This window comes from [Clostridium] innocuum (assembly GCA_012317185.1).
Classification (GTDB): Bacteria; Bacillota_I; Bacilli_A; order Erysipelotrichales; family Erysipelotrichaceae; genus Clostridium_AQ; species Clostridium_AQ innocuum.
The window spans coordinates 3,025,922-3,038,865 of the sequence record CP048838.1 but is presented as its reverse complement, the minus strand read 5'-3'; the positions used below and the strand labels follow the sequence as shown (position 1 = coordinate 3,038,865).

The following is a 12,944-nucleotide window of genomic DNA, read 5'->3' as shown; positions in this document are numbered from 1 at the left end:
GTATATGAGTATGGCAGAAGGTGTTATTGTGGCGAAGGCCAGAAGCATGCATGGGGAAGCGCTGAGTGAAGAAATGTATCAGGAGCTGCTGCATAAGAAAAGCGTGGCGGAAATCGCCGGTTACCTGAAGCATGAGACCTCCTATGCCGCTGCCCTGAAGGATGTGCGTGAGAACAATATTCACCGCGGTCAGCTGGAAAGTATCCTGCGACAGGAAATTTTCAAGAAAACCATGAAATTGTACCGTTATGCGGATGCGGCCATGAAGCCGTATTACCGGCTGCATATGCAGCAGATTGAAATTGATTTGATTCTTTCTCGAATCCGGGTACTGATTTCTCAGGAGTATGAAGCTGCTATTGCGGAATTTCCTATCTTTCTAAAGCCGTACACCAGCTTTGATCTGCTGCGGCTGGGAAATGTTCACAGCTTCGATGAGCTGCTGGATGTTTTGAAACATACGATGTATTATGCAATACTTCTTCCTTACCGTGTGAAAAAGGGGGAGGAAAATGATATTGATTATACAAAAATCGAAACACAGCTGCAGGTGCAGCATTACACCCATACCTTTCAGGTGATTGACAAGACACTGAAGGGGAAAAGCAGAAAAGCAGTCAAGCAGTATTTTGCAACACAGATCGAGCTTAGCAACATTGAGAAGATCTACCGCTACAAAAAATACTTCAATGCCCGTGAGGATGTCATACGTGAATCCCTGGTACCGGTGCATGAGCATCTGTCCGCCGCCTTTGTGGAAGAGCTGATTGCGCAGCCCAATGCGCGTGCATTTATCAAGCTGCTGCAAAGCAGCACGTATCGTCTGGGGATTGAGGATACGGAGAAGGATTATGTATATATTGAATATTATACCGATTCCTTTCTGTATGCACTGGCGAAGAAGAATATTTACTATTCTCTCGATGCCCCGCTGGTATATTCCAGCTATCTGTATACTGCAGAGCGTGAGCTGGAAAATATCATCAATATTATTGAAGGTGTGCGTTATCACGTATCTATCGAGGATATGCAGCGCATGCTGATCTACTAGAAAGGAGAATGTTCATGGCAATTTCAAAAATGAAACTGGTCAACATCCTTGCGGATAATGAATATCTCAATGATGTACTTTTGAAATTCGTGGAACTGGATTACTTTCATCCGGAACCTGCCAGCAAGTTTGTGGACAGTGTACACGGGCTTACCACACTGAGTGATGAAAACCCGATTACCGATGTGCTGACGCATTTCAATGAAGTGCTGCAGGACATGGATATGACTCTTCCGATGAAGGATGTGAAAAACGGGGAATATGATCTGGAAGGTATCCGCACTTATATTGATTCCATCCACGAGCGCTTCGAAAACGGTGCTGCAATCCGCCGCGAGCTGGAAACTGTTATTCAGGAAAACCGCGATGCGCTGACACAGGTTCGCAATATAGAAAGTATCGATCTGAATCTGGATGATCTGTTTGAGTGCAAATATATCAAGATCCGCTTCGGAAGACTGCCGATCGACAGTGTCGAAAAGCTGCAGTATTACCGCAACCGCCCGTTTGTATTCAAGTCATTCAGTACGGATGACACATACAGCTGGTGTGTATATTTCACAACCGCGAAATACGAGGGAGATGTGGACAATATCTTCTCCTCTCTCTACTTTGAACGAATCCGCATTCCGGAATTTGTTCACGGGAATCCGGTTCAGGCAAAGGAATCACTGCAGGAGGAAATCGATAACGATCTCAAGCAGCTGCAGCATGTCAATGAAGTAATTGAAGCTTTAAAGGCTGAATGTATTGACAATTTCGCTGATATCAAGGCGGAACTGGAGTTTATAAACCATACCTTTGAAGCCAGAAAATATGTACTGGGTCTCGGTGAGAGATTTTCCATTACAGGTTTTGTGGTTGAAGAAGATGTGCCAAAATTGAAGGAATCATTCTCGAATTTGAAGGAGGTGGAAATCGAAGTCAGGCCTGCCCATAGCGACAAGCGACTTTCGCCTCCGACCAAATTAAAGAATGGGTGGTTTGCCAGGCCCTTCTCGATGTTTGTAGAAATGTATGGCACCCCCGAATATGAAGGAATCGATCCGACGCCCTTTGTAGCGTTTACGTATTCTCTTCTGTTCGGTATCATGTTCGGCGATCTTGGTCAGGGAATCGTCCTGATTCTGGTCGGATATCTGTTCTATAAATGGAAAGGCATGCGTCTTGGGGAAATCGGTATGCGCATCGGTATCTTCTCCAGTATCTTTGGGGTTGTATACGGATCCGTGTTCGGTAACGAGGAGCTGCTGAATCCATTGTATAAGACCGTTTTCGGTCTTTCCGAAAAGCCGGTTGAGGTTATGACCAGCAACTTCATCCCCGTTCTGCTTGTTATGGCAGTGGGGCTGGGGGCTGTTCTGATCATAATCAGCATCGGTATCAATCTGTATCTGCAGATTAAAAACAAAAACTACGGTGAGCTGTTCTTTTCACAAAACGGTATCGCCGGACTTGTCTTTTATATTTCTCTGGTTGGAGGAGGCGCTTATCAGCTGATTAGCGGAACCGGCGTCCTAACCAATCCGGTCTTTGCCATTGTCTTTCTGCTTGTACCGCTGGTACTGATTTTCCTGAAGGAGGCATTGGAGCGGAAAATGGAGAAAAAGGAAATGTTTCCGGACGGCTTTGGAGGCTTCTTTGTGGAGAGCTTCTTCGAGCTGTTTGAAATCTGCCTGTCTTTTATTACCAACACCATCTCCTATCTGCGTGTCGGCGGCTTCGTCTTGTCACATGCCGGTATGATGATGGCCGTTATGCTGATTATGGACATGGCCGGAGGTGCAGGATGGATCGTGATGATCCTCGGGAACATCTTCGTCATGTGTCTGGAGGGTATGATTGTCGGAATCCAGGTGCTTCGTCTGGAATTCTATGAAATGTTCTCCCGTTATTTCACGGGGAACGGAATTGTGTTTAAATCACTGAATGATTAAAGGAGGAACTATCATGTTAAACATGTTTGAACTTTTATTACCGCTTATTCTGATCGCGCTGATTTCTTTACCGCTGGTGAATGTATTCCGTGGAAAGAAGAGCGTGTCAGTAGCAAAACGCCGTATGATTACGCACGTCTGCTTCTTCTTCGCTATCGTACTTGGAACGGTGTTCTTCAGCGCTACAAAGGCGTATGCTGCCGGTGCTGATGATGTCACAATGAAGATGGCCGGCTCCATCGGTCAGGGTCTGGGCTTTATCGCCGCTGCACTTGCGACCGGGCTGTCTGCACTTGGTGCAGGTATTGCCGTAGCTGCCGCTGCTCCTGCCGCAATCGGGGCATTCTCTGAAAACGAAAAGAACTTCGGTAAATCCATGATCTTCGTTGCTTTGGGTGAAGGTGTTGCTATCTACGGTCTTCTGATCTCTATCTTCATTATCTTCATGAAGCTGTAATAACGGGTGGTGATCATTCGTGAAATTCTACCTGCTCAGTGATAACATTGATACCCAGATGGGGATGCGTCTGGCAGGTATCGAAGGGGTGGTCGTCCATGAGCGTCACGAGGTTCTGCAGGAACTGGAGCGTGTGATGCATATGGAGGATGTGGCCATCGTCTTAATGACGACAAAGCTGATTGAAACCTGCCCCGAGGTTATTTCTGAATTAAAACTGAAACAGAAGAAACCGCTGATTGTCGAGATTCCCGACCGTCATGGCTCCGCCAAAATCGGAGAAACCATTGACCGCTACGTATCTGAGGCAATCGGTGTGAAACTATGAGGTGTTTGCTATGCTAGATGACAAAATTAAATTGGAGCAGTACTTTGAGGAAGAGATAAAACGAGTTAGCGACATCGAGATTGCCGGTATTGAACAGGAAATTGATGAAATCCGTAAAAAATCCATGGAGGACCTGGAGCTGGAAGCACAGCGTGAGGCTGGACTTACCAGAGAACAGGAGTTGAAGGAAATGGCCAGTGAGCATGCCATTCGTCTAAGCAAGGCGCATGAGGAAACGAATCGCAGACTTATGAAAAAACGCCGTGAGCTTACCGATGCAGTATTCAGGGCCGCAAAACAGCAGCTGAGGGATTTTGCTGTCAGTAAGGATTATGTGGAGCTTTTGAAGAAAAAAGCTGCCGATCTGGCACAGCTGTCCTATGAACAGGTTGTGTTTTATGTCGCAGACAGAGATCAGGCTGTTTTGAAGGATATTTGTGAGGCGTATGGAAAGCCCTGTGAAGGGAAATGCGATGCAGATATTCTGCTTGGAGGATTTCGCATGGAATGTGAGGAAAAAGGAATTGTTGTAGATGAGACCTTTGACACCGGCATTGATGAACAGAAAGACTGGTTCTATACGAACTCCGGATTGTTTATAAAATAAAGTGCATACGAAACCGTATGATTGAGGTGATAATGTGAGTGAAAATGTTATATATTCCATCAACGGTCCAGTCGTAAAGGTCAAAAATGCAGTCGACTTCTCCATGCTGGAGAAAGTATATGTCGGTCATAAACGTCTGATGGGAGAGGTTATTTCCATCAGCAAAGAGGCAACGACGATTCAGGTGTATGAATCCACAACAGGGTTAAAGCCGGGAGAACCAGTCGAGCCTACGGGCAGTCCGATTTCTGTAACACTGGGGCCTGGTATCCTGCGTAATATCTTTGACGGCATCGAACGTCCGTTGAAGGAAATCGCTAAGGAATCCGGAGCCTTCATTGCGACCGGAAGCGATGTGGCACCGCTGGATGAAGAGGCTTTATGGGATGTGACAGTAAAGGTTTCTGTGGGAGATGAGGTTGTTCCCGGACAGATATTTGCGACGCTTCCGGAAACGGATCTGATCGAACACCGCTGTATGATTCCGCCAACCCTGTATGGAACGGTTGTTGAAGCGGCAGAGAGCGGAAAATACAATATCAACCAATGCATCCTGAAGGTGAAGGATGCAAAGGATAAGCTTCATGAGCTGACGCTGGTACAGAAATGGCCGATCAAGACGGCTCGTCCTGTGGCAGAACGATTGCCGATCAGTGTGCCGTTGATTACCGGGCAGCGTATTTTCGATACGCTGTTCCCGATTGCCAAGGGTGGAACGGCAGCGATTCCGGGCGGCTTTGGTACCGGAAAGACCATGACGCAGCATCAGCTGGCGAAGTGGTGTGATGCCGATATCATCGTCTATGTCGGCTGCGGGGAGCGTGGAAACGAGATGACGCAGGTTCTGGAGGAATTCTCCGAGCTGATCGACCCGAAATCCAACCGTCCGCTGACGGATCGTACCGTACTGATTGCCAATACGTCCAACATGCCGGTTGCAGCTCGTGAGGCGAGTATTTACACCGGTCTGACACTGGCCGAATATTATCGTGATATGGGATATCATGTTGCCATTATGGCGGACTCCACATCACGCTGGGCGGAGGCGCTTCGTGAAATCAGCGGACGTCTGGAGGAAATGCCGGCCGAGGAAGGCTTCCCTGCATATCTGCCAAGCCGTATCTCACAGTTCTATGAGCGTGCCGGTTATATGAAGACACTGAATGATCAGGTGGGGTCGGTATCCATCATCGGTGCCGTATCCCCGCAGGGTTCTGATTTCTCTGAGCCGGTTACCCAGAATACGAAGCGTTTTGTCCGCTGCTTCTGGGCGCTGGATAAGCAGCTGGCCTATGCACGTCACTATTTTGCCATTAACTGGACGGAAAGCTATTCCGAATATGTGACGGATTTGACGAAATGGTACAATAAGAATGTGGATATGCGTTTCCTGCGCAGCCGTCAGGAAATCATGAGTCTGCTGGCAGAGGAAGCGAAGCTGATGGAAATCGTGAAACTGATCGGTAGTGATGTACTGCCGGAGGATCAAAAGCTGGTCATTGAAATCTGCAAGGTCATCCGGGTAGGATATCTGCAGCAGAATGCGTTCCATAAGGATGATACGTATGTACCTTTACAGAAGCAGCTGAAGATGATGGATGTGATTCTGTATCTGTACAAACGCTGCAAGGATTTGGTAGCACAGGGAAAACCGATGAGTCAGGTTGTGACCTCCGGTATTTTCGATAAGGTTACCAAAATGAAATACGATGTGCCGAATGACCATATCGAGCTGCTGGATGATTATTTCAAGCAGATTGATGCGGCCATCTCACAGGTTGCGTAAGGAGGAAAGTGCATGAGTCTTCAATATGTAGGATTGAGTGAAATTAACGGACCTCTTGTCTTCCTGGATAACGTGGAAAACACCAGCTATGAAGAGATGGTGGAAATCAAATGCGGAGATGGAACGACACGTCTGGGAAGAGTGGTTCAGCTGGAGGGTAAAAAAGCAGCCATCCAGGTATTCGAGGGAACCAATGGAATCTCTTTAAAAAATACAAAAACAAAATTCATGGGAAAGCCGATGGAGCTTGCCCTGTCGCGTGAAATGCTGGGACGTACCTTTAACGGAAGCGGGCAGCCAATCGACGGTCTGGGTGAAATCTATGCGGAGAAGAGTGCGGATATCAACGGACAGCCGTTGAATCCGGTTTCCCGTGTGTATCCAAGAAACTATATCAATACCGGTATCTCCAGTATCGATGCCCTGACGACTTTGATCCGCGGTCAGAAGCTTCCGATTTTCTCCGGCTCCGGTATGCCGCACAATGAGCTTGCTGTTCAGCTTGTTAAGCAGGCGAAGATATCGGAGGGGGACGGTAAGAATTTCTGTATCGTCTTTGCGGCAATGGGGGTCAAAAATGACGTTGCCGATTACTTTAAGCGTTCCTTTGAGGAAGCTGGGGTTATGGAAAAGGTTGTTATGTTTATCAATTTATCCAATGACCCGATTATTGAGCGTACGCTGACACCGCGTTGTGCCTTGACCGCTGCAGAGTATCTGGCGTATGAGCAGGATATGCATGTACTGGTTATTCTGACGGATATCACATCCTATTGTGAGGCGCTACGTGAATTCTCCAGCAGTAAGGGGGAGATTCCGGGGCGTAAAGGATATCCGGGGTATCTGTATTCTGATTTGGCTTCGCTGTATGAAAGAGCAGGTATCGTCAAGGGAGCGGGAGGCTCTGTAACACAGATTCCGATTCTGACCATGCCCAATGATGATATTACCCATCCGATTCCTGACCTTACCGGTTATATTACCGAAGGGCAGATTGTACTGGATCGTAATCTGAACCAGATGGGTGTTTATCCGCCGGTTGGTGTTCTGCCTTCTTTGTCACGTCTGATGAAGGACGGTATTGGTGAAGGCTTCACAAGAAAGGATCACTCCGATGTTTCCAACCAGCTGTTTGCAGCCTATGCAAAGGTGCAGGATGCCAGAAGTCTGGCTTCTGTTATCGGTGAGGATGAGCTGAGTGATGTCGACAAGCAGTATATGTCCTTTGGTACATTATTTGAGGAGTATTTCCTGAATCAGGGATTTGATGATAACCGCAGTATTGAGGAAACGCTGGATCTGGGCTGGGATCTGCTCAGTGTCCTGCCGCGTGCAGAGCTTGATCGTGTAGATAACGAGGTTCTTGAAGAGTACTACGATCATGAACGTGCGGTGAAACGCTTTGGGCTGAAGAGTGGACCTATCATCAAGGAACTGGCATCTCAGGGTAACTGATTATGGCTAATAAACAGGTGTTTCCAACCAAAGGAAATCTGATTGCGACAAAGAAATCAAACGATCTGGCTCATATGGGCTATGAATTGATGGATCGGAAACGAAATATCCTGACGCGCGAAATGATGTCGCTGCTGGATGATGTAAAGCTTCTGCGTGATAAAATTACCATTACCTATCAGAAGGCTTACTATGCCTTACAGCAGGCGAATATGTCCCTAGGTGTCATCAGTGATATGGTGGAAGCAGTGCCGGTGGATACCGGTATTCAAATCAGCTATCGAAGTGTTATGGGTGTGGAGATTCCAAAAATTCAATATGAAAAGCAGGAGTATAAGCTGACATACGGCTTGGATCATGCAAATTCCAAGCTGGATTATGCCTACCGCTGTTTCTATAAGGTTAAGGAAATGACGGTGATTCTGGCAGAGGTGGAGAACAGTGTCTATCGTCTTGCGAATGCAATCCGTAAGGCGCAGAAGCGTGCCAATGCTTTGAAGAATATCGTCATTCCGGATTTTGAACATAATATCAAGTTCATAACGGATGCACTTGAGGAAAAGGAGCGGGAGGAGTTTTCCCGTCAGAAGGTCATCAAGGCAACCAAGGATCGAAGAAAAGCTGAAGAGTCCGCAACTTAGCGGCTCTTTTTTTTGATGCTGTGCTATACTAGAGATAGAGATAGAGATAGAGATAGAGATAGAGATAGAGATAGAGATAGAGATAGAGATAGAGATAGAGATAGAGATAGAGGTATAAGGAAACGTGTTCATGTAAAGGAGAGGAATATATGGTAAAGACTACGTATCGGACAATACAGGACTATGTACAGGGATGTGATGAGGAATATCGCGGCCGCATACAGGACATACTTTCAATATGCAGAGAGCTGGTGCCGGATGCAGAGGAGAAAATCAGCTGGGGATTGCCAACATTTCTGTATCATGGGTATCTGGTGCAGGTGGGGCAGTGCAAGGGCTATATCGGCTTCTATCCGGGCGATGATGCTATTCGTGAATTTCAGGAGGAGCTTGCTTCCTATAAATGTACTAAAACAGCAATTCATCTGCCTCTGCATGAAAAACTGCCGCTTGCTTTGATTCGCAGAATACTGATTTTTTGTAAAGAATATAATGAGACACACGATTAATCCTGCAAAAGGGGGGGAAAGCAATCGGAGAAAAAGGCACAAGTCCTTTATTTATAAGGCTATTTTGCATCTGTATAAAAAAAACGAAAAAAATTCAAAAAAAGTCTTGCATAAATGGTCTTTCTGTTGTATTATATATGAGCGCTGATGAGAACAGCGTGATGATAGAAAACGAAAAACGATGCGCCCATAGCTCAACTGGATAGAGCGTTTGACTACGGATCAAAAGGTTGTGGGTTCGATTCCTGCTGGGCGCGCCATTTATTTCGGGATGTAGCACAGCTTGGTAGTGCACTTGATTTGGGATCAAGGGGTCGCAGGTTCAAATCCTGTCATCCCGACCATTGTAAAATTGTAAACACGGCTGGGTAGCTTAGTTGGCTAGAGCATCCGGTTCATACCCGGAAGGTCGCGAGTTCGAGTCTCGCCCCCGCCACCAATTTTGCTAATTGGACCCTTAGCTCAGTTGGTCAGAGCATCCGGCTCATAACCGGTGGGTCGTAGGTTCGAGTCCTACAGGGTCCACCATTATGTTACCGAACATCTGGAGGAATACCCAAGTGGTTGAAGGGTCCGGTCTTGAAAACCGGTAGGTCGGGAAACTGGCGCCTGGGTTCGAATCCCAGTTCCTCCGCCATTTAAATCTTCAACAAAAAAAGAATAGCTCATTAAACATCGCGGGGTAGAGCAGCCTGGTAGCTCGTCGGGCTCATAACCCGGAGGTCGTTGGTTCAAATCCTTCCCCCGCAACCAAATGGTCCCGTAGCTCAGTCGGTAGAGCAATGGACTGAAAATCCATGTGTCGTTGGTTCGATTCCGACCGGGACCACCATTTGACGAAATGTAACCACTCAGAAATGAGTGGTTTTTTCTATGCTCTGCGGGGAAGGTGCCTTGATTCGAATAGGCTGCTCTTATTCAGCGGCGGAGGAGCTGGGATGTTATCCGTTCACCTTCCGGTTTTCGACAGGGGATTCCTCATGATGGGCAAATATTGCGGGGCGAGGCGTTTCACACGCGATAGCTTAACGATATATGGGTAACAGAGGAGGTTGTAGCCTGCGTGAGAAGCTGTGCGGTAAAATTACCATAGACAGCGACCATGAAAAACGTTCCATATGTGAAAGGTGTACACTTTTCTTACACAGTCCCTTTCCGAATTGCAATAGAATGGTAGCTCTTACATTGATTAACACACAGAAAGCGTATATAATGGTGTTATAAATTACATATGCAGGTTTGCAATCAGCCCGTTTCGATTATGATGTATTCTGTCATGATACGAAGCAGCGGCATAGCTCTACCTTCATTCCTGCAGCTGTTGAACTACATGAAAGAAGGTACCTTATGAAAAAAGGCTGGTTGTTTTCTCTGCTCGGAATTTTTTTATGTCTTATACTACTTGGCGGAGTCACCATCAATTCCATACATCGTGTCCAGCGACATGGACGCCTGATCAATTATACCGGAATCGTGCGCGGAGCTTCTCAGAAACTCGTGAAAATGGAGCTTAATGATATTCATGGGGATGACTTAATAGTGTATATTGATGATATTGTGAACAGCCTTTGTACCGGACGCGGTGCTTATGACCTGCCTTTGCCGGACGATGCTGACTATCTTGACGAGCTGCATCAAACAAAGGAAGCGTGGGAACAGCTGAAACAGCAAATCTATGCTGTCAGGACAAGCAGGAATGATCAAAACGTGAAGCATCAGCTGCTACAGGACAGTGAGGATTTCTTTCAGACAACCAATGATATGGTCTTCGCTGCAGAATCCTTTACCGAGCAGCATGCAAAGCGCCTGATGCTGCTGGATATTATCATGTTTTTGAGTGTGCTCGCTTTATGGGTTTTTATTTTCATAACAAATATTCGTAAAATACTCCGTTTGGAAACCACAAACAGACAGCTGAAGGATACGGCGGGAAGAGACACCCTAACCAAAGCCTATACACTTGAATATTTCATCACACGCGCAGAACAGCTTATGAAAAGCAATACGAATTTTAAATACGCACTGTTCTATGTGGATTTTTCGGATTTCAAATATATCAATGATGTTTTCGGTTATGCGAACGGAGACAATCTGTTGAAGCACTATGCGGCGCTGCTGATAAAGGATAAGGAGCATGATGAGCTGGTAGGACGCATCAATGCGGATAATTTTATCATTCTCCGTCATTATAACAGCAGAGCTGAGCTGACAAAACGGCAGTCTGCCGTGGATGCTGCTATTCGTGACTATATGCGCTCTCATCTTGACAGACAGGCGCTCAGTATTTGCTGCGGTATCTGCTGTCTGGAGGATGTCGATGAAAAGCTGAATCTGAATGAATTGCTGAACCGTGCCAATTTTGCGAGAAAAATGGTGAAAAACGGACATGAATTAAACAATTACTGCTTTTATGATGAAAGCATCCGGCAGCATTTACTGGAAGAAAAGTCGATAGAAAGCAGTATGGAGGAAGCTTTGAGTAGCCGCCAGTTTGAAGTGTTTTACCAGCCGAAGGTTTGTATGCGAACCGCAGAGATTGCAGGCTCGGAAGCACTGGTGCGCTGGCGTACGCAAAAGGGCACGTTGCTGATGCCGGATCAGTTTATCCCTGTCTTTGAAAAAAATCGTACCATCCCTCAGCTGGATCAATATGTATTCGAATCCGTTTGTGTGTGGTTGCGAAAGCTTCTGGATGAGGGTAAGCCGATGCTTCCTGTATCTATCAATGTTTCACGTCTGCAGTTCTGCAATATGGATTTTGTAGAGACCTATGCAGGCATAAAAAAGAGCTATGCCATTCCCGACGGCCTACTGGAAATTGAATTTACAGAATCCGTCATGTTTGACAACTGGGAGAGGCTGACCTCCATTGTGGATCAGCTGCATTCCTGTGGCTTTGCATGCTCCATTGATGATTTCGGGAAGGGCTATTCTTCTCTGGGAATGTTTAAAAATCTGAATGTGGATGTATTGAAAATTGATGCGCTGTTTTTCCATAATCTGGAGACAGAGGAAAAGGATCGGCTGCTGGTTGAAAGCATCATTCAGCTTGTACGGCAGTTTGGTGTGAAAACAGTGGCAGAGGGGATTGAAACCAGGGAACAGATTGAAATTCTAAAGCATATGCGCTGTGATTATATTCAGGGCTATGTTTACTATAAGCCAATGCCGCAAAAGGAATATGAAAAGCTGCTGTTGCAGTTGTTTCCTCTTTGCGCACAAGAAGCGGTAACGGTGTGTCCGGTTTGAAGATAGGAGGAATGCATATGCAGGCTGGAGATTGTTTGCAAATTCTGCGTGAGATAAAGGATGTTTCCTTTGCGAGCGTTGATGAACAGGGGAATCCGCAGGTCAGAATCATTGATGTTATGCTTGTAGAGGATGAAAAGCTGTATTTCTGTACTTCAAGAGGGAAGGATTTTCACAGGCAGCTGCTTCAGCATCCGCAAATCGCGATTACCGGAATGAACAGCGCGTATCAGATGGTGCGCCTGCAGGGGCGCTCGATTCGTCTGTCACAGCAGGAGTATTGGATTCATCGTATTTTTGATGAAAACCCGTCTATGAAGGACGTCTATCCCGGTAATTCGTTCAGCATACTGGATGCCTTTGTGGTTTGTGATGCACAGCTTGAATTCTTTGATCTTGGAAGACAGCCGATCGAACGCCGATATTTTACAATCGGAGAAGCATCGATGCCGAAAAAGGGGTTTATGATACAGGAGAGCTGTATCCAATGCGGAAGCTGTATTCGTCATTGTCCGCAGCAGTGCATTGTGTGTGGGGAACCCTGCCATATCCGGCAGAACAATTGCCTGCATTGCGGTCTGTGCGCAGAGGTTTGTCCAGTTCATGCGATCATCAGAAGATAAAGGCAACTCCTGTTTCTGTTGCAATGAGAAAAATGTGTGAATTTGCATGAGAATCAGGGTTAAGAAAAATGTAGTTGTCATGCAGCAATGAAGCAGTTTCATCATTTACTGCTGTTCTCATTCATTAAGCACGGATAACAGCAGATTATTCTTAAAAAAATCAGGTTTTTTCCTGATATATGTGACATCTGTGTGATAATGTGCTATGATATTACTATCGCCGCTGTTATTTCAAATAGAAAGAGATACCTAGGCAAAGGAAGCGGCAGTCATCCGAAAGGATGACTTTTTTCGTTTGCAG

Annotated in this window: 11 protein-coding genes and 7 tRNA genes; all 18 read left to right on the top strand. The window is 46.2% G+C overall.

Annotated features, from left to right (window positions below; genetic code table 11):
• The first annotated feature begins 4 nt into the window (after positions 1 to 4).
• The 18 genes from G4D54_14795 (at position 5) to G4D54_14710 (ending at position 12,643) form a co-directional block, all read left to right on the top strand.
• Positions 5 to 1,051, top strand: coding sequence for a V-type ATPase subunit (locus G4D54_14795; protein QJA03617.1), 1,047 nt, complete (start codon positions 5 to 7; stop codon positions 1,049 to 1,051).
• 14 nt (positions 1,052 to 1,065) lie between these two features.
• Positions 1,066 to 2,988 (top strand): V-type ATP synthase subunit I, encoded by a 1,923-nt coding sequence (locus tag G4D54_14790; protein ID QJA03616.1) that lies wholly within the window; start codon positions 1,066 to 1,068, stop codon positions 2,986 to 2,988.
• A gap of 13 nt (positions 2,989 to 3,001) precedes the next feature.
• On the top strand, positions 3,002 to 3,445 hold the full coding sequence (locus G4D54_14785) for an ATPase (GenBank protein ID QJA03615.1): 444 nt from the start codon (positions 3,002 to 3,004) through the stop codon (positions 3,443 to 3,445).
• Positions 3,446 to 3,464: 19 nt separating this feature from the next.
• On the top strand, positions 3,465 to 3,773 hold the full coding sequence (locus G4D54_14780) for an ATP synthase subunit F (protein QJA03614.1): 309 nt from the start codon (positions 3,465 to 3,467) through the stop codon (positions 3,771 to 3,773).
• A 10-nt stretch (positions 3,774 to 3,783) separates the two neighbouring features.
• The gene (locus tag G4D54_14775; protein QJA03613.1) at positions 3,784 to 4,380 is read left to right on the top strand and encodes a hypothetical protein; all 597 of its coding nucleotides are present in this window, start codon (positions 3,784 to 3,786) and stop codon (positions 4,378 to 4,380) included.
• A 34-nt stretch (positions 4,381 to 4,414) separates the two neighbouring features.
• Entirely contained in the window at positions 4,415 to 6,166 is a 1,752-nt protein-coding gene (locus G4D54_14770) for a V-type ATP synthase subunit A (protein QJA03612.1), read from the top strand.
• Positions 6,167 to 6,178: 12 nt separating this feature from the next.
• Complete coding sequence (locus G4D54_14765; GenBank protein QJA03611.1) at positions 6,179 to 7,621, top strand: V-type ATP synthase subunit B; 1,443 nt, start codon at positions 6,179 to 6,181, stop codon at positions 7,619 to 7,621.
• 2 nt (positions 7,622 to 7,623) lie between these two features.
• Entirely contained in the window at positions 7,624 to 8,262 is a 639-nt protein-coding gene (locus tag G4D54_14760; GenBank protein ID QJA03610.1) for a V-type ATP synthase subunit D, read from the top strand.
• 149 nt (positions 8,263 to 8,411) lie between these two features.
• Positions 8,412 to 8,771 carry a hypothetical protein gene (locus G4D54_14755; protein ID QJA03609.1) on the top strand — a complete coding sequence of 120 codons (360 nt, stop codon included), beginning with the start codon at positions 8,412 to 8,414 and terminating at the stop codon, positions 8,769 to 8,771.
• Positions 8,772 to 8,954: 183 nt separating this feature from the next.
• Positions 8,955 to 9,031: transfer RNA gene (locus G4D54_14750), tRNA-Arg, on the top strand.
• A gap of 7 nt (positions 9,032 to 9,038) precedes the next feature.
• Positions 9,039 to 9,115, top strand: a tRNA-Pro gene (locus G4D54_14745).
• Positions 9,116 to 9,133: 18 nt separating this feature from the next.
• A tRNA-Met gene (locus G4D54_14740) sits at positions 9,134 to 9,210 on the top strand.
• Between the two features lie 12 nt (positions 9,211 to 9,222).
• Positions 9,223 to 9,299, top strand: a tRNA-Ile gene (locus tag G4D54_14735).
• Between the two features lie 18 nt (positions 9,300 to 9,317).
• A tRNA-Ser gene (locus G4D54_14730) sits at positions 9,318 to 9,408 on the top strand.
• Positions 9,409 to 9,447: 39 nt separating this feature from the next.
• Positions 9,448 to 9,524: transfer RNA gene (locus G4D54_14725), tRNA-Met, on the top strand.
• 3 nt (positions 9,525 to 9,527) lie between these two features.
• Positions 9,528 to 9,603, top strand: a tRNA-Phe gene (locus G4D54_14720).
• Positions 9,604 to 10,118: 515 nt separating this feature from the next.
• Positions 10,119 to 12,020, top strand: a complete 1,902-nt coding sequence (locus G4D54_14715; protein ID QJA03608.1) for an EAL domain-containing protein — start codon at positions 10,119 to 10,121, stop codon at positions 12,018 to 12,020.
• 17 nt (positions 12,021 to 12,037) lie between these two features.
• Positions 12,038 to 12,643: a 4Fe-4S binding protein gene (locus G4D54_14710; protein ID QJA03607.1), complete on the top strand. Its 606-nt coding sequence runs from the start codon at positions 12,038 to 12,040 to the stop codon at positions 12,641 to 12,643.
• Positions 12,644 to 12,944: the final 301 nt, after the last annotated feature.